Raw genomic sequence first — 22,038 nt, forward strand, 5'->3', positions numbered from 1 at the left:
TTCCCTTCTTTATTTTTCTGACATTCGAAAAATCATCTTCAACTCTTCTTTTGTTGCTAGCATTGGATGCATCTTTTGCTTATCATAGACTGATTGATATCTTTTAGGATCTTCCAGCTGAGATAGTTCATCGAGCAAGTCTGTAATTGCATCTTTTTGAAACAGGTGATCTTTTATATAGAGGTCTGGTCGGTGACAGGTTTCCTCAAAAGCATATAAAATCATTCCTCTTTCAAGAGCCATTCGATTTCCGTCTAAAATTTCATCCGCATATGCGATATCTAGGTAAATACGGCATTTATTTAATAACCGCTCATAATTCTCACCTGAAATTCCTGGATAAAGGTGAACATTCGGATAATCATTGAGACGTACTAATCGTTCCCCCATCTCTGTCAAGGCTGCAATATGAAACTGAAAATGAGGAAGAGCAGTCACAAGAACTTCAATCTGTTCGATTTCTTGAGTGTTTGTCAAAATGAGAACCTGTGGCTGAAATTCCCTCAAATCTCCCAAATAGGTAGGGAAAAATAATAGACGATCATGCGATGCTCTGCCGTTAGCATCACGAACTAACACTTTTACACTCTCGTCCAATAGAGGAGCAAGTTCTGCTTCAGGAAGAGTTGACCGATCATAGAAGATAATCTGCTCCTTCGCAAGTTTGGGTAAAGCCTTCAACAATTCTGGATCAGACAAAAATACTGTTTCAACCTGCAAAAGAACTTCTTGAAGAAGGGCTTTTTTCGCTTCTTCTATCGAGGAAAATCCCTGTTCTAAACCATCGGTCGTTTGATAGAGCGCACGATCATGCTGATGGAATAAATGTAGTTTTCCCATTTTATCATTCATATAAACAGATAGATGACATTCATTTGCACTCCAAACTTCTTCCAGAAAAAGTCTTCCAGAAAGATCATAGTAATCACAAGTAGAACAATTGTCATCTGGATTATACCACTCTACTTTTTTGACCCTTTGAGGGTAATCCTGATAACAGTCTATTCTCCCCCTCCTCACTCCATCAGAAACAATATCCCCATTCGCATACACTTCCCAAAACGGGGGTAACGAAAGACCAGTCATATGCAGAGGTGAATTTACTTTTTGATTAGAAAAAATAAAATCCAGAATATTTTCTATCTGTAGAGGCTGGATGGGTATTCCAATTTGTTCTAGGTCATCTCTCAACCTCTCATCATCTGAAGTCCATTCATTTACCAGATAATACATCGTTATTTTTTCCCCTATTCGTCAAAAACTCTCTCCATTGTCCAATAATTTGATCTGTCATATATCGTTCAGCCAATTTATAAGAACCTTCTCGTAGAAAATTTAAGTTTCCAAAAGCCTTCTGCATACTTCTCTTCAAGTCAGCAACCACTTCTTCATGTGATTGATTTACAAAGGGAACGAGAAAACCATTTCGATCATTTTTAATAAAAGTGGGATTCCCATAGGGAACGTCTGTTCCCACCATAACAAGGCCAGACCCTATCGCCTCTAGTAAAGTTAACCCAAACGTTTCCCACTCGGAAGTGGCCAAATAAAGTTCATATGCCTTAAAACGAGTTTGAAGGTCTTGGTGCCCCTTGAGATGAATATAACTTTGAGCATTTAACTGCTTAATTTTTTCTTCTATTTCTTGCCAAAGCATACCTTGACCATAAATGTCCAATGTAACCTCTGGGATTTTTTCATGCAAGGCCACTACCGCATCAATCGCTAGGTCCAATCTCTTTCTCCGTTCAAACCGTGCTGCAATCATCAGGCTATAAGGCTTGCGATTATCAGAATATTGCAACCTTTCAAGCCCTCCGACTGGCAAGACAGATACAGGCTTATCCGACGACAGATCCCGTTCTAATTCTTCCTTTTGAGCTTCCGTAGATACAATGATATGGTCAAAATAGTTAGCATACTGAAAAAGAAGGAAATATTCTGAATTGATACAGTCGCCCCAATGGTGTATCGAATGAAGGACACACGATAAGGTTGCTTCACCCTTCATTTTTAAAAGAGTCTGCGTAAAGGGAAGACGCTCTAAACGATCAACAATGATATGGTCTTTTGCAGAAAATTGTAAGGTGCCGATCGCTTGGCTCAAAAGCTCCGACTCACTGTAAAACCAATGAGTCCCCTGCCGATAGACCGATTTCGTCAAATCACCTGGTGTCTTTTTGATTTCCTCCAAAGCTATGGAACCATCCAAATTATAAAAAAGACGCTGAAAGACTCTTGCTTCTAAGCCCGCATCAGTGGGAACAGCTGTAAAATATTCAGTGTAAAGCTTTACACTCCCGTAATGTTCCCTACGAAGAAGATGACCAGCTACATAATAATCGACATAATCAACATAATTTGACTTAAGAGTATTTCGATGAAAGACAAGAGAAATCCCATTCTCTTCCGGAAATATTAACTCTTGATCTCGTTCAATTGGAGTGGAATGGAGATTCAAACCTCGCTTCATTTTCTCCACACTCATTGTCAAGGTCATATCACGCTGATCTGTTAATAACATATGTGCTATAACAATTTCATCTTCCGCATATCCCAAAGATAAATAGTAATCCCATTTATATCTAGGAGGAACTTGCGTAAAGACAAAACGTGCTGGACACCCCAGTTTCCTAAAGATTTGTCCCCGGTAAGCCTGGGCAACATCGACACCATTAGGCTCTAATTCCACCATCAGATTAAAAGTGTAAATCATCTCTCCTCCCAGCAAGTTCCAGTTGTACTCTGATAACGATTTTTGTCTCTCTCCACAAGTCTAATCAGCCAATGTGGCCAGATAAGATTTAATTTCTTCCACCATCATTTCAGGGTTCTGAGCCGGATAAACATGACTTTCTCCAGACTGGTCCTTGCTGGTATTGTCAAAGGCGTAGATTGGTTTTCCAAGTTTATGAACTTCCTGTGTAATCGACATAATTTCATTAAAATGATTGATATCAAGATAAAAATCTATTTTCTCCAAAACGGTTTCAAAATTATACTGATTAAAACAAGGATAGATTGTCACATTTAGATAACGTTGCAAATCAACCACCTGTGACGCAAAGACCGTATGAGCTAGAATATGGAAATGCACATTGGGCAGGGCTTGAATCAGGTATTCCAAATGTTCCATTTCACACGCATTTGTGAAAATAGCTGTATGGTAGGGTTCCTGTACAGTTAAAGCTCCTAAATCACGATTTATGATTTCTGTACGCAATAATACATCTGACCAATCCAGAGCATAATAGAACCACCAACGATCACCTAAACGGTTATTAAACACCGCCTGCCAGGGCTTACCAGCCGTATAATGGATAATAGAAACCTTTTTATGCTGTTTTGCTTTGATATACCATTCATCACTTTGAGGAGAAGAAGTAGCCACACTATCCATACCAACCATGAAATTATAGTTCATATCTAATTCTTTCCACTGGCCAATAAAATAACGGTTTAAAAGACCTTGATCACCATATTCATATTCATGGTATTGATCTGCTACTTCAAACAGTTGAGTGGAAATGTCATGTTCTCTCCAATACTTATTATTAATCAACATGACTCCTGAATTAAAATTTGTCTGTTGTAAATCGTCTCGAACAGCAGCTAAAGGACAATCTCCAAGGTCCGTCTCAAACAAATCCGTCAAGTTTCCATCTACAACAATATCTGAATCAAGGTATAAAACCCTTTCCTCCTCTACTACCTCAGGAATAAAAAAACGGAAATAAGCTGCATAAGATAAATGAGGCCTTGGAAGATGATACTTTCGTAAGTGGTTATCTGAAATCTTCGCATTGACAATTTGTGAGTTGATTTTCTCCAAACGTTTGTTCATCACACGAAACCATTCCGAAGGAAGGTCATCATTAAAAACGTAAAATTTAATGTTATCATTATGCACACAAACTGACTTAATCGTTGTTTCTACCTTGTCCATGTAGCCATTGTCGGCACCTAACGCTATAACTTTATTCATCTAGCTTACCTTTCTTTTTCAATCTAACTCCAACTTAATCTCATTTATCTTCAAATCTGCCTCAAACGTGGAACCCCCCCTACTTCGTCCACAATTATCATGATTTGTAATATCAAAAACATAAACCAGATTTTCTTTTTCAGTTTACTGTATCCACAGCAATTCCAAACAATTGTCTTTGAATTGCTTTCACCATCATTTCAGGGTCCTGATGAGAAAATACACTAGCACCCAACTCTGCTCTGTGAACGACATTATCAAAAGCGAAGACCGGTTTTTCCTTTTCAAATGCCCGATCTACAATAGAATCCACCTGATCCCAATGATTAATATCCAGATAGATTTCTGATTGATCCAATAAATCCTCTATAATATCGTCATGATGGACGTTTGTGTATAACGTTACATTGTCATACTTTTTAAAGGATTCTAAGCGATCTGAAACATTGGTCTTGGCTGCAATATGAAACGAAACTTCTGGAAGATTTTCTACCAAATAAGTGAGGTTTTCCAGAGTGTCCGAGGCTGTCAGTGTAAACACATGGTGCTGTAATTGTGGCCGCTCTTTTATGATGAGTTCCTCTTTACTTACAACAATGGAGTTACTTGGAATATCCTTATGAATGACTGCTCCTGCACCAATAATGACGTTGTCACCGATCGTGACTCCCTTAAGAATCACAACATTGGCACCAATCCAACAATTTTTTCCGATCGATATCTTTCCATAATTAAAGGCGATTTTTTCTACGTGATAGTTAGAATATTGATGATTATGATCAAAAATACGAACCCCATCTCCGAACATGGTATCCTTACCAATTTCAATATGATGTTCACAACGAATAGAACAGTGATTATTGAAGAAAACACGATTCCCGAGCTTTAGGGTTGCACCATTTCCCACCTCTAGACAAACAAAGGAACGCAAGGTGATATCCTGCCCCAATTCAACGTGAGCCGTAGGGTCAATGGTAATCTGTTGAAAATTACCGTTCAAATGAAAGTCTGCCATCTTAATCTTGCGCCTTTCTCATTTTCCTGATTGCTTCCGCCATTTCTTGCCAATGCTCTCTTGGAAATGTACGTTGGTGGTGTTTCCGAGATTTTAAATCATCAAAAGCAAAAATAGGTTTATCCTCAAATCTGAAACCATCAAGTATTTCTAAAGTCTTCTCTCCTGGATTGATATCAAGTAACAAATCACTTGTTGATACCAATTCCAAATCTAGGCTACGCATATTATTAATACCAGAATAGACTGTTACATTAGGATATGTAATCAATCTCGCTAAGCTATCTGATACAATGACACGGGCAGCAATATTAAAGTGAACTTGAGGAAGAGCTTGAATCAAATCCTCCAAGTGAGGAATTTCAGCAATGCTAGTATAAACTAGACAGGTAAATGGTCTACCTTTAGGATAAAGCGCCCTACTCTGCAATGGAGCCAAGCTAACATTCTCAGCTACATCAGACCAATCCAACTGTGCATAGAACCACCACACATCGCGATAAGTTTGCGCTGCCAGAGGAAACCATGGTTTTCTATGGGACAGATAATGAATAACTTTGGGATATTCTTGTCCTTCTGGTAATTGATAATCTGTAAAATGGCTATGCAAAACAACATGGTTAAAGTCAAATGGAAGTTCATACCAATTATTTTCAAAGACCATATTCAAGATAGACTGATCGGCTTGATCAACCTTATCATGCCACTCATTAGTCATTTCGATAAGGTGCCTACTCATCTGTTCCTGTCTCCAGTATGCATTATCAATAACTAAAAAGCCTGCATTGAAGATTTCTCGGTGGTAAAAGACACGTCCCCCATAATCTCGGACTGCCGCAACAGGATATCCCTTTAGATCCATTGTAAATAGATCATCAAGTGACCCCGTCACTACCATATCACAATCCATATAAATTACACGGTCCTCTTTGACAAAATCAGAAATAAAATAGCGTAAAAAAACAGTGTAGGAAATATCCGTGCGATATTGGGAAATCTGTGCACTACTTACTCGACAATTAACAATCTCACTACCAAATCGTGCAAGGTGACGGTTTAGCCCCTTAAACCATTCTTGTGGAAAATCACTGTTAATTATATAAAAACGAATATTGCGATGGTGATAGAGAATAGATTTGATTGTAGTTACCACCTGCTCAACATAAGGATAGTTTGCAGCAAGTACAATTGATCGTTTTTTCCCATTATAGTGCTGTGGTGCTAAACTTAATACCTGATATTTTTCCTTGATTCGACGATAAGCTTCTGTTCCTTCTAAGCCCTGAGATGCTCCATTTGTCAAGCAAGACTCTAACATCATACGATAAACAGTCATATGCTTCTCGAGTGGATAACCCCTGCTAGCTAACAAGGCAAGACGCTCTTCCATAGCATATACCAATGCTGACATCCAATCTTCAGTCCAAGTTCTAGATAAACTTCCTGGTCTTTCTCGGTAAGCATACAACCCCTTGTTGAGGTAGATTACGCGCTCGCTCATTAAATAGGCCTTAAGATTAAAAAAGCCATCCTCTCCAATCTGTCCTTTTGGAAAAAGTAGATCTTCAAAAAGAGTGCGTTTATAAAGTTTCCCCCAAGCTGAAATCAGAGCAAAGCTTTTATTGAACTTGGTTTCATATAGACCCTCAATCAACTGAGCAGGAGAATACACTTGTTCATAATAATCCTCATCAGTAATATAAAAATAAAAAAGACTATCGGCCTCATTAAAGAGATAATAATTGGTAATAGCAATGTCAGCATCATAAGCCTTAAGCTTATCATGAAGCTCTTCAACATAAGTATGTTCTACCCAATCATCCGAATCTACAAAGGTCACATACTCACCCGTTGCTTGACGAATACCGACATTTCTTGTATCAGAAATCCCAGTATTTTCTTTTGCAAAGTAAGATATTCGTGAATCCTTACCAGCATACTCACGGCATATGGCGTCACTTCCATCTGTTGAGCCATCATTTATAATAATAATTTCGAGATTCTGATAGGTTTGTTGAAGGATACTATCCAGACACTGTCTAAGGTATTTTTCAACATTAAATACGGGTACAATTACACTAACTTTTTCTGTCATATTTATTTCTTCTTTTATTATTTATAGCACATTATAGTTGTCCAAGCTTTTACACATACGAAGAACTCTAACAAGAACTTCTATGAGTGAATCAGCAACCAAATAAATGGATACAATATTGAGCCTAGTCATCTTCGGGTAAATATTCTGCAATAAAGGCAGAAATATCCTTACTCATAATTTTATCAAGCCGTTCTGAAATTACATGCTCTGGCCAATCCCACCAAGAAATCTTTTGCATGTTGAATCGGTCATTAGCATCTGCAATACGGTAGCGAATCAACTTGGCTGGGTTCCCTCCAACAATAGCATAGGGGGATACATCCTTAGTAACCACAGATCCTGCGGCTATAACCGCACCGTCACCTATAGTTACACCAGCCATAATCTGGACATTATTCCCAATCCAGACATCATTACCAACCCTAGTAGGAGATTGAAGGGTGTGATCATCTTCTATATCTAAGGTCTTATCTGAATAAAATCGCTCTAAACTTTTAAATGGATAGGTAGTCACCAATTCCAAATTGTGATTTGCCGTCACAAAATAAACATTCTGACCAATAGAACAGTAATCCCCTATAATTACCTTTCCACCATGATCATAGTCAACTAAAAAGGGGATACCATAGGTATGTGGACCAACTGACAATGCTCCATAATCAATCAAAAACCTACTGGTAAACTTCGTCTTAAAATCAAAAAGATCAGATTTCATATCATAGAGACGAAGTTCCAAAGGAATAGAGTGTTGATGCCAACCTTCCCAGTATGAATGTCCCTCTTCCTCATAGCAACAATCAAAAGTAGCAGTTAACTGCCTTTGATTAGAATATAAGCAGATCTGATTATTTTGAAAATCCCAAAAGCGTTCATTATCATGACCAGGACTGTCAATATCTCTAATGCTACCATCAGGTAATAATTGAAAAAAACGTTGATGCTGTCTATCCTTATGCGAAAAAACACAAAATCGGCCTGAAACATTCATCACTTCTATCTTCTCCTCCATGACCTAGGTGATGATAACCTAAGTACACCCAACCATTCACTAGTCAACACAATTCATTATCGGATATTATTATGATATTTTTGTCTTTTTCCAAAAATTATCCCTAGTCTTACTTTCTTTATTAAAAAAAACTTGTAAAGACGCTATCTCTTTTTAGAAAAAATACCATAAAAATTACATATTACACTTATTCTAATTATAACTTATTTTTAGTCAAAGAGCCATTATCTCATTTTAATTTTTAAAACCTTTTATTTCATCTTTTTGAGAAAATAAAAAGACTGGAACAAATTATCTCCAGTCTAAAAATATTTATTGGCTATAAAACTGTAAAATTCTTCTTTCTACTTACGACCTACCTATTGTACTAACAATTCTTGTTTATAGACATTTACCCAGAAATACGTCCAAAAGTAAAGATATCCGGCAAAGAATTTCCACCAAGGCGGTTCCCAGCGTGAAGACCTCCAGCTACTTCTCCTGCTGCATAAAATCCCTTTATAATATCCCCATCTTCATTAATAACATGTGTTTAAGTATCAATCTTAAGACTTCCCATGGTGTGATGGGGTGCTGGTTTATGAAGCGTCACATAAAATGTTGCTACTTCAATTTGAACTGCACCCAAAGAGTTAGATTTTTCCTGTCTAACTTTGGCGGTCAGTACACTTCTTAACATCTCAGTACTTTTCTATAATATTATCACATTTCAAGTTCAGCCATAACTCCCAGCGAAAGCGGTCTTTAGCTATTGATTTTCGTTACCTACGATTAATCTTTCTGATTTTATATTGATAAGCTTAACACAATATCACATAAAACCTACATCCAAGTACAATCTAATAAGGTTATTAACTTTCCTCTTATCCTCATCCTACTCTTATCCTCATCCTAATAGTACAATTGGATAAAAGTTAGTAAGTCAAATTGACTCCTATTATAGGATATGTCTTTTGGTTCTCGTTAATTGACAGTAATTTAGTTTTTATATTTCACCCCTTATCCACAATCTTAATGCGGCTGCTACCATCGTGCGACTTGATGATGGCTAGTTGCTGAGCAATACCTTCTTTCATGTCGTCCACGTGACTGATGACACCGACCATACGGTTTTCGCCAATTTGTTCTAGGACCGAGATAGCCTTGGTGAGGGCTTCTTTGTCTAGTGACCCGAAACCTTCGTCGATGAAGAGAGCTTCAACGACAGCACCCTTGCTGGTATTTTGGACAACTTCTGAGAGGGATAGGGCAATAGCTAGTGCAGCGATAAAGGTTTCACCACCAGACAAGGATTTAACGGAGCGTTCACTACCTGTCAGTTGGTCATAGACGTTGATATCCAAACCGAAGTGATCACGCGCCCTACGACCTTCCTCACTCAAGACAAAGGAATAGCGGTTATCCGTTAAGAGACCGATGTAGTTAGCATTGGCATAGTCCAAGATTTGTTGGAAATACTGACGGATAACGTAGACCTCAAGATTGAGACGACCAGTCAGAGCAGTATTTTCTCCCTTAACCACCTTCACCAAATCACTGAGTTCTTGGTGGGCCTTAAAGGCCTCTTGATTGCTGTCTTGAAGGGTTTTGGCTGCCTGGTAGGTAGCATTCGCATCCTTAAGCCCCTTCTCCATGACAGAGACCTGAGCCAATTGCGTATCGTAACTTTCCTGACCGGTTTGGACCTCTTGTGTTAAAGCGACCAAATCTGGTTTTTCTTGATTTTGGAGAAGCTCTTGGCTCTTACTAATCTGGGTCTGCAATTCTTGTTTAAGGGTTTGGTAACTTGTCAATTGGGCCTGAAGCTTAGGAATAGCTTGCTTGTTCACCTCAAGCAGCCAAAGCTGGATTTGCTCTAGGTCATTGGTGAGGGCACCTTCGACCTTAAGACTTTGGTCCAACTCAGCTGATAAACGTTTCATTTCTTGGCTGGTCTTTTCTTTAGACTTGGTCAAGCTCTCAAGCTGCCCCTTGATGCCTTGAATGTCGGCATGAAGTTGGTTGTAGGCTTCACCATTTTCCTTGACTTGCCTATTGTAGAGGTCCAACTCCTGCTTCGCAAGGGAAATTCGTTCTTGATAGACCTCTACAGACTCCAGTTCTGGATGAGCTTCCTTCAAGTCTTTTAGGCGCTCCTTAGCTTGATAGAGAGTTGCCTTGGCCTCTTGATAGCTCTTAGACAAATCTGGCGCTTTTTCTTGGGCCTTAGCTAACTCCTCTTGACAATGGACAAGGTCTGCTTCTTCCTTATCATAGCGTTTTTGGAGTTCTTGATAATGCTTCTCAACAGCACTCAACAAGGTTTGCCCACGGACAGCTTCATAATCCTCTGAAAAGTCAAATTCAAACTGTCCCTTAACTTGTTCTTCCAGTTCTTGATAGTGTTTTTGAAGAGTTAACTTAACTTTAGCCACTTGGTCAAGCAAATCTTGACGTTTAGACTCAACTTCGCTCAAAGTAGCCTGACGGTTTGACAAGGTAGCGACTTGCTTTTCTTTTTGAGCTTGAAGTTCCTCCACCTGGTCCATGAGATCCTTCAAGGCCGCTTCATCAACCTGTGTCCCATCGACCTTAGGATGATCCAAGGAACCACAGACCATACAGGGCTGTCCATCTTCTAACTCTGCCTGCAACTGAGCAATCATGAGTTGACGACGTGAAGCCAAAGTCGTTCTTAACTTCTCTTCCAATTCATTTAAGATTTCTTGAGCTTGGTCACTATCCAAAGATAAGGTTTGATGACGTTTTTCCGTCTTTGCCAACTCCTGATTCAAGTCCTCTATGTCTTTCAGGTCCTGAGCCAGTTGCTTATCCACACTGTAGCCCACAGACTGGAGGAGTTTTTCAGCCTCATGTAAACTCTCTAAACTAAGACGATTGGCCTCCAAATCTGACAAGGACTGGGAAAGGAGTTCAATCTCTTTCGAAGCCTGTTGATAGCTTTCTTCCAACTGCTTGTAGTTAGCACTTGACTGTTTGATTTTCTCCTGCTCTTGGGCGAGACTCTGGGCATAGATAATAGCCTCTTTCCATACTTCCAGTTCCTCTTCTTTTTGAAGAAAATCCTCAGATTGGGCTGCAAGTGCCTCTTTTTGAGTCTTGACTTCCTCAAAAGCCTGCTCCTTAGCACTTAGCGCTTCCTGAGCAATCTCAAGGTCCTGTACTAATTGCAACAACTGCTTCTGATACTGCTTCAAGCTACTAATGGTTTCCTGCATCCCTTGGGCAAACTGCAATTCCTCCAGATGCACTTTAGCCTCTGCCTGTTCTTGAGCACCCTCCTCAATTTCCAGACGGTAACGCTCCTTGGCTTGCTCCAATTCTTGGAAAATCTTAGCCAAATCTTGGGCAGTTTGTAAGCTCTTTTGCAGTTTAGTCAAATCTTCATGAGCATCCTTCAAGATGCTTTTTTTGCTCTTCAAGATTTTCTTGACGTTGCGCCAAAAGTTCTTCAAGACGTGCCAATTTTTCAGAAGCTGGGGTTTGGGCTAAGACAGCTAATTCTTCCTCAGACCAAACCTGACTGGCAAAATGGCCATCTAGCTGAGCCTGGCGTTTCTCCATATCCTTGTTGCTCTGACGAAGACGCTCTTCCAAACTCTTTTGAAAACGGTCAAAAATACCTGTTCCAAAGATTTTCTTTAAAATTTGAGTCTTGGTCTTGGAATCTTCTTTCAAGAAACGGCTGAAATCATTTTGCGGAAGGAGGATAATCTGTTTGAATTGTTCGGCATTGAGGCCCAAAATCTGCTCAATCTGGTCACTAACTTCCTTGATTTTATCCCCAAGCTTTTCAATTTCCTGACCACCAATCTTATCCACAATGACTAAGGAAGCCGTCGCTTTTTGAATGGTCGTACCACCACCACGCTTGGCCCTCTCCTGCTGGAGAACTCGCTCAATGCGATAAAGGTGCTGGCCCTGTTGGAAGTAAAAAGTCACCTTGGTCAAATCATCCTCTGGACCAGCAAAGGTCGACCGCATCTCCTCAACATTACGATCACCACTGGTCGTCGCAAACAAGGCCACCGTCATGGCATCAAAGAGAGTACTCTTACCAGCCCCTGTGTCCCCACCAATCAAAAAAAGGGGAGCATGGTCAAACTGGGTGAAATTGATGACTTCCTTACGATAAGGTCCAAAATTGGTCAATTCTAACTGGACTGGTCTCATTGTCGGCTCCTTCCAATCTCCTCAAAAATACTTTCCACAAGGGCTGTTTGTCTCTCAGACAAGACATCGCCCCCAGTCACTGTCTGGTAAAAATCAGAAACAATTTCCTGCGGCGATTGCATTTCCAAATCTTTTAAGTGCTGATCAACAGTCACGTTTTCTTCCTTGACATCACCCAAACGACTGAAGGTGATTTCCACAATGTCTGCCCCATAAATTTCTTCCAGACGGGCACGCACATTGATACCCTCTAATTCCTTACGGCTGGACAGTTGAATATCAAAGGCAAACCAAGCCTTTTGACAAGGCTGTTCCTTATAAAATTCAGGTGATACCAAGGTTTCAAAAGGTTCCTGAAGGGTCACGATTGGCCGTCTGACCTCTAGAGGATGGAAGGTCTGAGACAAGTTACCAGTCGCATCCAATTCAAGAATATAGACACCCTTCTCTTCCTTACGTTTGGCTTCTTTGACATTAAAGGCGACCGGACTGCCCGAATATTGCACGCGCTGGGTCGGACTGGCAAAGCGCGTATGGATATGCCCCAAGGCCACATAATCGAAAGCCTTGAAAAGGTCACTGGTCACATTGGTAAGCCCACCCACCGTATTACTGGTTTCAGACAACATCAATTCTCGAAGACCTTGACCATCGCTATCATCCTTCTTAGAAACCGCAAAATGCGTCACCAAGATATGTGACTTGTCGGGATCAAAGGCCTTTTCCATATCTTCAAGAATGTAGGTCAAGGCATCACCAATCCCCTGAATTTCCTTATCCTCATCATCCTTATAGTAAATACGAGCATCAATAGGATCGATAAAGGGAAGGAGGAAAATCTGGCAACCCTCCAACTCAATGGGCTCAAAAGCCTCCTCCAAACGTGTGCTTAAATGAAGACCCTGAGGTTGAAAAAAGTCTCGCCCAAAATGCAAGCGTTCAGCCCCATCGTGATTACCACTAATGGCATAGACGGGAATCTGCTCCTCCAAGACCAAACGTGCCAAGGTCTTATTAAAAAGTTTAATGGCATCCACAGGCGGCACCGCACGGTCATAGAGGTCACCAGCAATAATGACCCCATCCACCTGTTCACGAATTGCCAAATCCACAATCTGTTGAAAAGCCCACTCCTGCTCCTCCAGCAAAGACCAGCCATTGAGGGTTCGCCCCACATGCCAATCTGACGTATGTAAAAACTTCATGACAGTCTCCTCATTCGTTTTGTCTTACTCTATTGTACCTTATCACGCTAAATACTGCTTAAAAGATTCACAAACATTTGGAGCTTTCCTGAGTTTTGTCTACAAAGACCCAAAAAAATCTCTCCCGAGCAATTCACTCGAGAGAGATTTTATTTTTGGAATTTATGAGAGATAAGGTGTGGAAATCTTAGTCTTGGTTTTTACGACGATTCATAGCCGCAAGTCCTGACATAAGTCCCATAACAACAACACCCATTGCTGCGAGGTTGTTATCTGACTCACCTGTTACTGGCAATTGTTCGTCGCCTTCTTTAGCTTTATCAGAACCATCTGCCTTCTTACCATCTTTGTTTCCAGATTTCTTCTTATCTGAACCTTTACCATCTGAAGCGCCATCGGCTGCTGATCCAGATCCTTTAGATCCTTTAGATCCGTTTGAGGCCGCTTTTACAGCTTTAGAAGTTGAATTTCCACCATTTCCAGATTGACCATTATTACCATTTGAAGGTGTTGAGCCATCTTCGACCTTACGATAGATATAGGTCACGACTGTTTGACCTTTTGTCATCTTGTCTGTAGATTTACCTTCTTGACGAATCAATTCGTATTTCACACCATTACGGTAGATATAACGGTCACCGTGAACGTTAACTTCAGAACCAACAGAGTTAGTGATAACGAGTGGCATCTTGATTTGGTTGCCATATTCATCACGGTAGATGACAACGATAGTACCAAGGTCTTTGTTAGTTGTTGGTTTAGCAGGTTCTGCGTTAGTTAACTTATAAATAACCTTTGTATCATCACCAGGGTTGCTTGGTGTCACAGCAGTCTTCTCGGCCTTGTAACCTTTCACTTCAGGAACAAGTGTCATGGCAGCCTTAGTTGGATCGTTAGGATCATTTGTGTAAGTAACTGCTTCAACACCTGGGATTAGATTACCTTTTTCGTCAACAGCAATAATCTTACCAAATTTAGTGTAAGTAACAGTTTCAACCCTGTTGTCCATAGTGACATCTTGAGAAGCCACACGGCCTTTATCGGCGAAATAACCGTTAACCAATGGTGTGATGACGAGGTCGAACTTAGTCTTATCAGCCTTCCATTCACCTGCAGTAAGAATGTCACCTGTTACAGAATCAAGGGTCAATGAACGTTTCCATTGTGCCTTTTGAACACTGTCTGCTGGCAATTTAGCATTGCTGTTCTTGCTTGCATAGTGAACAGTGTAAGTAACATCTTTAAGGTAAGCATCCTTAGCTGGCCATTTTGGACCGTTTGGTTGGTTAGGATAGATTGGAGTTCCTGGTTCGTGTGCATTGTCTGGATTAAAGTCAAGTGCTACACGTTTGAAGCTTACTGTCCAAGCTTGGTCAACTGTGCTATCCAAGTCAAAGCTTGCACCAGCTGGGTAACCATCTCTCACAAGGGCATAGCCAAGGTCTTGATAGTGTTTGATACGTTCAGCTGTTGAGTAGTTAATCGCTTCACCAGACTTACCAGCCAAGGCAACAATTTCAAGGGTTGAACCACTTGTTTCATCACGGTAGGTAACGCTTGCTTTTTGATCGTTCTTAACGTAAACAACCTTAGTATCGCTAGACAAGTCACCTGGTGTGGCAGGTACAACCTTAACAGTGTAGCCAGGAATGCTTGGAAGCGTCTTGTCAATAGCAATCATCTTAGTCGCGTCATTAGGATCGTTTGTGTAGGCAGTTGTTGATACACCTAGAATTGGATTTCCATTTTCATCCACAGCGATAAATTTACCAAAGGCTTTGTATGTCACTGTGTCTGTTGCATTTGGTGCATCTGGAGTAACTGTCTTACCACCTGCTACAGCTTTATCAGCATAGTAACCAGTAACAACTGGAGTCTTAACTGTTCCATAAGTATGAGTCGTTTCAGTCCAAGTTGTTGTATTAGTTGTTGGGTCTTCTTTACCGTTGAAGCTAAAGTCATTTTGAGTGTTAGCAGCTGGTGTCTTCGTATCAGCACCAGTGTAAGTCACTGTTTGACTTGTTGCTTTAGTGACATCTCTAGTGTCTTTTTCAACGATAATGTGGTAACGGTATCCTGGAGCTAGGTATTGACCACCACCATTGGCATCAATTGAAGCATCCAAACCTTGTGAACCGTTAGCAAATTGAACAAGGTCAACCACACGACTTTGGTTACGGTCCCAAGCACGTTCAGAACGGATAGTTGCAACACCGTTGTTATAGTCGTATTGACGTTCTGACTTCAAGACATCTACGTAAGCATTAGCTTTTGATTTGTCAGCAGATGCATACTTGATGCGGTAGCCTGCTGGTACTGGTGGAAGTTCTGTTACACCAGCATCGTAGATTTTATTGTAAGTCTTACCGTTTGCTGTAATTGTTTCAGTTGAGTTATTGATACGGTAGGTTGAAGATCCAGGGATCTTGTTTCCTGCTTCATCAACATAGTCAATAATACCAAGGTTAGCATAGTTTGGTGTAACAAAGAAATTACCGTTTTCAATAAAGTCATAAGGTCTCAACCCCCCACGGTTATCACGACCGACTTTGAGGTGGTTGATGTAGTCAATGTTAACAAAGTATTGTTGACGCCCTGGTAAATAGTCAAGTTTGTAGCCGAGGTTTGTCAAGTCAGGGTTTGTTGAGCCTGCTCCAGCATTTGTCAAAACAGCAACCGCATCAGCTGTACGAAGGCTACGGTTTGATACTGCAAGACCCATAGCGTTGATGAGATTTTCAGAGTTAAGGCTTGCTTCAGCAGCATTCAATTCACTGCTTGTCACAGCCAACTCGCTAGTCGCTACTTTAAGGACGCTATTTACAGCGTTAGTCGTAGACTCTGCACTGGCAGTTTCTGCTACAGTCGCAACTGAAGCAGCCGCACTTGTTTGTGCTGATACTTGACCAGCAGCTGGAGTTTCTGCTACAGCTGCTGAGCTAAGAGCTTGTGCACTAGTAACTACAGATGAAGCAGCCGCTGCTGCAGATTCAGAGCTCGCTTGCGATGCAGCCTGAGAAGCTACTTCTGAACTAGCTGCTGTTTGACTAGTTGTTGAAGTTGCTTGGCTGTTTTGAGCTACTGATTGGGGTTGTTCACTAGCCAAGGCCACAGTAGAGACTGAACTTGGTGTGTTTTCTGTTGTTGCTGGAGCTACTGATGCTGTTGTTGGTGTTGATTGCTCCACGACGACATCTGGCTCAGCAGTTGTTTCCATACCTGCGGTAGTTGGTGCTACCGTTTCGTCAGCTTGGGCACCCTGTGCATTTGAGAAGATTGAAACTCCCAAAAGGACAGAGGCCACACCAAAGCTATATTTTCTTAATGAAAAACGTTGGCGTTTATTAAACATATCTCTCATAATAATAAATTTCCTCAATATCCAAATTACTTTATATACGATTTCCATTTTATACTATAATTATTAAATTGTCAAATATATACTAATAATCGTGTAAAAGTTTAACTTTTATTAAAAAACATTAATTTAAAACTTTTATCTAAGTCCTTTGAAACATCAAATCGTTCGTACTTTTGTTTAGCACAATCCCCTATTTTGTCAGTTCTATAATTTTCAAAATACTTTTATATCAAACCATCTTTTATTAAAAACGTTCGTCACTCTAACCTTATTTTTTAGTTATAGTGATATTTATTAAAATTCAAAATTCTCTCCCTTCAAAAGGAATTTTTTTAATGGCTTAACTCACATCTTTCTCAATCCCTTGCCAACACTGACCTAAAGGCTCCTACCACCCGCATTCCCGACAGTATCAAAAACCCCTTTGGCAGTTACCAAAAGGGTTTCTTTCATCTATTATTTGAAAATAGAACTTGTGAAACTATCTGTCTCTTGTAGGAGTTTCTTATAGACAGCTTCTTTGAGTTTTGTCGTATGGCTTGTTGACACAGATTTATTGCCATTATTATCTGTTTTAAGACTTGCAGCGTCTTTGGCAACTGCCACTTTAAACAAGGCTAACAAATCATCGTAAGAGCTTACTGATGTGCCATCAATCGTAACTGTCGTCAAACCATGTGACGCTTTTTCTTTGACTTCTTTGAAGTAAGCTTTCTTGAAGTCTTCTAGGGAGTTGAACTGACCATCAGAAATCTTGCTAATGATAAAGTCGTCTCCAAGGGTATCCTTACCAGCCGCTTTTGCTTCTTGTTTATACTTGTTGGTCGCATAACCTAGGAAACCTTTTTCATAGCCGTAGTATCCCCAGAGTCTGAAGGTATTGTGCTTGAAGGACATAGCACCTGGAGAGCCCTCACTGGTATTACCACCATAAATAGCAGACATCATAGGCACATTGACATAGGCAGAGGAGAAGTCCTCCGGTTTATAAACACCATTTCCAGGTCCACGATTGGTCATGAGGTTATTATCCACAAGGTCATCAATAGTGGTCAAACTAATAGCCTTTTCGCTATCACTTAGAGCACGCACCTTGTCGTATTGGTTTTTACTATTGCCTCGTAGCTGTTTATCTACCTTCTTGAACCATGCGTTATTGAGCTCTTGCTTGCCTTGACTGAGGACTGCTTCTCCTTCAAGTGAATCTAGAAGCATAAGGGTATCGTTGTAGCCCTTCATGTAACGGTCGATGGCCTCACGAGAGTTCAACTTGTTTGGATTGGTGTTGTACCACTGGTTACCATCGTTGGCTCTTTCAAAGGTCATGTTAAGGCCTAAGGCACCGTATTCACCTTGGTGACCTTGAGTAGCTGGTGATTGCAACATTCCTTGGGCATAGGCTTCAACATTTGTTCCTTCACGACGACCAAAACCTCCAAAGTAGGCAATACGGTCATTGATATGGGTTGTTTCATGAGTGAAGGCTGATGCACCGTACTCACTAATCATGTTAGACATAACGAAGGTAACCTTGGCACGATTATCATATGGATTGTCGTAGATGGCAGCATAGGCACCAGCCATAGCTCCGTTATCACCGTAGTACTCACCGACTGGTCCATAGATTTCACGGATTGGCGCATAGACTTCCGTACTGTTCTTAAATTGGCCGTAGCGCTCTGGCCAACCTGGCCAACCATGACCCCAGACATAGAAACCTTCCCAGATTGGATTGACAATGTCTTTGAACAATTTGTTTTTGACATTATCTGCGGCCAATCTTTGCCAGAAATCAAGGTAGTTGATTTGACGTTGAGCCGCTAGATCAATCTCAGGTTTCAACTTTTCTAGGGTTGTGTTGTACTTGTTAGCTGTACCATAAGACATGGTGTCATAGGTAGAAATCAGGAACATTTCTGTCTTATCAAGGTTCAACAATGGCAAAATCATCTTGCGGTGGAGACCACGACTGAGGTTGTCATAAACACGATACTTGTGCTCACCAACACCTTCATTTTGAGACGCTTTCTCTACAACGTAGACCTTATCCTTAGCGGCATCAATGAACCAATCATTCATATTGTCGATAGTGGTAAAGAGTTTTCGGTTGTAGTTGAGGAAGTCGGTAAGATCACTAGAAAGGGTACTCTTAGCGAGAACTTCACCGAAAGCATCGTAGGTTCTTGAACCACTGATATTATTTTCCTTAGAGCCAATCTCAATCAAACGGTCAAGGACATCCACATTTTTACCATAGAAATCTGGTTTGAAGAGCATGATTTCTTTGATGTTAAGATCATCAAACTTCACACCGTAATAACGATTCAAGTAGGTCAAGCCTAGCAAGAGGGCTGCTTTATTCTTCTCAACCTTGTCAAGAATCATTTGTTGAGCAGCTGGTGATTGGTTAAGCTGGTGATCTTCATTTTGAACCAGCTTAGTCACAAGGTTCGTCAAATTAGCCTTAACAGCCTCAAAGCTTTCTTCCAAGAAGAGGTTCTTGATAGCATTGACCTTATTTGGACCTGTACGACCAAGTTTTTGGTAAATTGGATCAGACTGCAACTCAATCGGTTTTAGGATATCAACGATGCCATTGATAAGGCTTGAGTGGTCTTTCTGAACGATATTTGGAGTGTACTTGATACCCAAATCAGTGACAGTGTACTCCTTAACATTGCTCAACCCTTCTGAACTCTCTGAAAGCTTGAAGTAGTCTTTGCTTCCATCAGCATAATGAACAATAATCTTATTAGCATCGCTTAAGTCTGTAACAAAATTACTGTCATTCATTGGAGTTACTGAGAGCACCTCTTTGGTATTCAAGTTGTGGTCTTTAGCCAGTTTGTTGGCTTGGTAGACAATATAATCCTTATTATAGAATGGCTGGAATTTCTCAATATTCTTGTAAGCCTGTTTGTATGCTGGATTATAGTCTTGAATATTGGCAAAATCTGCTTGACTAGAAACGTTGTTAAGGGTGTTCAACGCGTATGGCTCGCTGACAAATGTATCAGCTGTAATCTTGTAACCTTCAACACGCTTGTCAGCTTCTTCCTTGGTCAAATGTTTGAGTTTTTTAGGACTCTTAGTATCTTTACCAGTGCCATCTTCGGCGGAGCTGTAACCAACTACACCAAAGAGGTCTTTGATATGTGGCCCACCATCTTCGTCATTGACATCATTCGAAGCAAAGATTTCTTGGCCCTTGATAACCTTGGCGTAGGTCACGTTGTCTTGAACAGCACCGTATGGCCAAGTCTTAGCGACAATACCACCGACATTTCGTGTGTTTTTAACATCAAGAACACCCTTTGCTACTGAGTTAGTCACCTTGGCCTTAGTTCCTGACTTCCAGCTGTTGAGCATGTAGGTAACAAATGGCACCAGCATACTTGCATTGGCATTTTGAGCTGTAATAGTCGCATCGACATAGGCTCTGTTGACGAATCCCATGTAGTTTGAACCAGCAATCCCACCAACTGTCGAGTTATTACCGACAGAGTTAATCTTACCGACAAAGGCGACATTCTCAATTTTGCCATCTTCATCAATCTTATTGACAATACCTGCCACGTCATTGTTACCAGTAACCGAACCAGTCACCTTAACATCTTCAATCAGACCTTTGTTTTTAAGGTTAAATCCAAGTGTCGCGATTTGATTTTGATCAGGGCGATTGATGTCTACATTTTCAAAGTTGATATTCTTGATAGTTCCGCCATTGATAACATTAAACAATGGATGCTCTAAATCATAGATGGCAAAGCGTTTGTCACCATCACTGAGCAACTTACCAGTAAATTCTGTCGTGATGTATGATTTGCCGTTTGGAACGACGTGACGAGCACCCATGCTTTGACCAAGTCTAAATTCACCTGATGGATTTGCTTGAATGGCATTGACCAACTCAGCAAAATCATAGTAGACATTGGCTTGGCTAACCTTAGGTTTCTCAATGTAATAGCTATAGGTTTGTGCAAAATGGTTTTGGGCATCACGTTGTACCAAATTGTCCGCTTCTGCAGTTACCTTATAAACCGCCTTGCCATCAACTGTTGTTTCTTCGATGGCTTTCACTGCCAAGTAAGTCGTCTTTTGATCCGCAGAAGTCAGTTTCAAGTAGTAATTCGTGAGATCTTGAGGCACAGCTGTCAGACGAGTCTCATCCACTTCTGTTTGATTGTCATACTTGATCAAATCTGTACGTGCAAAATCTTTAAGCTCAACCTTCTTGAGATCCAGTTGGAGAGTTTGGTCTGCCAAAACCTGACTCTCCTCACCATTGCCACGATCAAAGGTCATGGTTGTTGTAAGAGTATAAGGCTTGTAATAGTCTAAGTTGGTTAGGTCAGCAGTCAAGGTCGTGCTAGGAATATCAAGCGTTTGAACAACCTGTCCATCTTGCTTAAGGACCGCTTTAATAGTCGTGATAGTTGCTGAACCTGGATTAGTCAAGTTGTAGCTAAGTTTAGCACTTCGACCCAAGTCATCCTTGTCAATCTGTGTCAGCGTAAGCACTGGTTTTTCAGATACCTTAGTTCCTTTGCGAACGATACGATCTTGGACAGGCACTAGCACTGTTTCAGTAACAGTTGGTTCTTCAGCAGTCTTGTTTCCCTTATAGGTCTTATAAACCTTGGTGATTTTATTTTGGCCTTTTTGACCTTCTTGGACAACCTGTAAAGTGCCTTTCTCAAGTGTGTCATCTTCTTGGACAATTTCTTTAAATGGAAGCTCTACAATAGATTCTTCGGTCGTTGTGCCATCTAGAGGCTTGCTTCCACGACGGATTTTTCTAGGTTGTGGCACCTCAATAACCTTACCTGACACAATAGTCGGCTCACCAACCTTGACACCATCAATGGTTTGGTAAATTTTCTGGATTTCTTGGCTACCTTTTTTACCCTCTTGCTCGACCACTTCTTCATCCACATACTTGTTATCATCCGTAATCACTTCGATAGGATAATCGATGGCTTGCGTTTCAGTCTCTGTGATACTGCCGACAACTGGGGTATGAACAGGATTCTCAGGTTGAACAAGGGCCTCACCTTCGTGGCCTGATTCTTGTGTTCCTTTGGCACTGGTAGTGTCGCTATTGATTGAACCGGTGTACGCTGGATTGACAGGCTGAACTACAGCTTCACCCTCGTGTCCAACTTCCTGGGTGCCATTGGCACTGATTGGTC

The 22,038-nt window shown here is 40.7% G+C and carries 9 protein-coding genes and 2 pseudogenes; all 11 read right to left on the bottom strand.

Annotated elements, in window-relative coordinates:
- Positions 1–9: 9 nt before the first annotated feature.
- Positions 10–1,233, bottom strand: a complete 1,224-nt coding sequence (locus tag HMPREF2697_RS08985; RefSeq protein WP_045772249.1) for a glycosyltransferase family protein — start codon at positions 1,231–1,233, stop codon at positions 10–12.
- Positions 1,214–2,716, bottom strand: a complete 1,503-nt coding sequence (locus HMPREF2697_RS08990) for a glycosyltransferase (RefSeq protein ID WP_045772248.1) — start codon at positions 2,714–2,716, stop codon at positions 1,214–1,216. Before HMPREF2697_RS08990 ends, HMPREF2697_RS08985 begins: the two co-directional genes overlap by 20 nt.
- A 60-nt stretch (positions 2,717–2,776) precedes the next feature.
- Positions 2,777–3,985, bottom strand: a complete 1,209-nt coding sequence (locus HMPREF2697_RS08995) for a glycosyltransferase family 8 protein (protein ID WP_045768816.1) — start codon at positions 3,983–3,985, stop codon at positions 2,777–2,779.
- Between the two features lie 139 nt (positions 3,986–4,124).
- Positions 4,125–5,000 carry an acyltransferase gene (locus tag HMPREF2697_RS09000; protein WP_045772247.1) on the bottom strand — a complete coding sequence of 292 codons (876 nt, stop codon included), beginning with the start codon at positions 4,998–5,000 and terminating at the stop codon, positions 4,125–4,127.
- Position 5,001: 1 nt separating this feature from the next.
- Positions 5,002–7,095 (bottom strand): glycosyltransferase, encoded by a 2,094-nt coding sequence (locus HMPREF2697_RS09005; RefSeq protein ID WP_070578446.1) that lies wholly within the window; start codon positions 7,093–7,095, stop codon positions 5,002–5,004.
- A gap of 124 nt (positions 7,096–7,219) precedes the next feature.
- Positions 7,220–8,086, bottom strand: a complete 867-nt coding sequence (locus HMPREF2697_RS09010) for a CatB-related O-acetyltransferase (RefSeq protein ID WP_004182191.1) — start codon at positions 8,084–8,086, stop codon at positions 7,220–7,222.
- A 412-nt stretch (positions 8,087–8,498) separates the two neighbouring features.
- Positions 8,499–8,726 (bottom strand): annotated as a pseudogene (locus tag HMPREF2697_RS10255) (FAD-binding protein); the annotation flags it as partial.
- 373 nt (positions 8,727–9,099) lie between these two features.
- Positions 9,100–12,280: pseudogene (locus HMPREF2697_RS09015) on the bottom strand (SMC family ATPase).
- Positions 12,277–13,485, bottom strand: coding sequence for an exonuclease SbcCD subunit D (locus HMPREF2697_RS09020; protein WP_049529315.1), 1,209 nt, complete (start codon positions 13,483–13,485; stop codon positions 12,277–12,279). Before HMPREF2697_RS09020 ends, HMPREF2697_RS09015 begins: the two are co-directional and overlap by 4 nt.
- Positions 13,486–13,672: 187 nt before the next feature.
- Positions 13,673–16,846 (bottom strand): mucin-binding protein, encoded by a 3,174-nt coding sequence (locus HMPREF2697_RS09025; protein WP_070850447.1) that lies wholly within the window; start codon positions 16,844–16,846, stop codon positions 13,673–13,675.
- Positions 16,847–17,302: 456 nt separating this feature from the next.
- Positions 17,303–22,038: ZmpA/ZmpB/ZmpC family metallo-endopeptidase (locus tag HMPREF2697_RS09030; protein ID WP_083319685.1), on the bottom strand; the 4,736-nt coding region annotated here is incomplete at its 5' end.

The sequence above is a fragment of the Streptococcus sp. HMSC064D12 genome, assembly GCF_001837205.1.
Taxonomy (GTDB): Bacteria; Bacillota; Bacilli; order Lactobacillales; family Streptococcaceae; genus Streptococcus; species Streptococcus salivarius_D.

Excerpts from the sequence above, each read along its gene's own strand:
- HMPREF2697_RS08995 (WP_045768816.1), bottom strand. The coding sequence starts at position 3,985 with ATGAATAAAGTTATAGCGTTAGGTGCCGACAATGGCTACATGGACAAG.
- HMPREF2697_RS08990 (WP_045772248.1), bottom strand. The coding sequence starts at position 2,716 with ATGATTTACACTTTTAATCTGATGGTGGAATTAGAGCCTAATGGTGTC.
- HMPREF2697_RS09020 (WP_049529315.1), bottom strand. The coding sequence starts at position 13,485 with ATGAAGTTTTTACATACGTCAGATTGGCATGTGGGGCGAACCCTCAAT.
- HMPREF2697_RS09005 (WP_070578446.1), bottom strand. The coding sequence starts at position 7,095 with ATGACAGAAAAAGTTAGTGTAATTGTACCCGTATTTAATGTTGAAAAA.
- HMPREF2697_RS09010 (WP_004182191.1), bottom strand. The coding sequence starts at position 8,086 with ATGAATGTTTCAGGCCGATTTTGTGTTTTTTCGCATAAGGATAGACAG.
- HMPREF2697_RS08985 (WP_045772249.1), bottom strand. The coding sequence starts at position 1,233 with ATGTATTATCTGGTAAATGAATGGACTTCAGATGATGAGAGGTTGAGA.
- HMPREF2697_RS09000 (WP_045772247.1), bottom strand. The coding sequence starts at position 5,000 with ATGGCAGACTTTCATTTGAACGGTAATTTTCAACAGATTACCATTGAC.
- HMPREF2697_RS09025 (WP_070850447.1), bottom strand. The coding sequence starts at position 16,846 with ATGAGAGATATGTTTAATAAACGCCAACGTTTTTCATTAAGAAAATAT.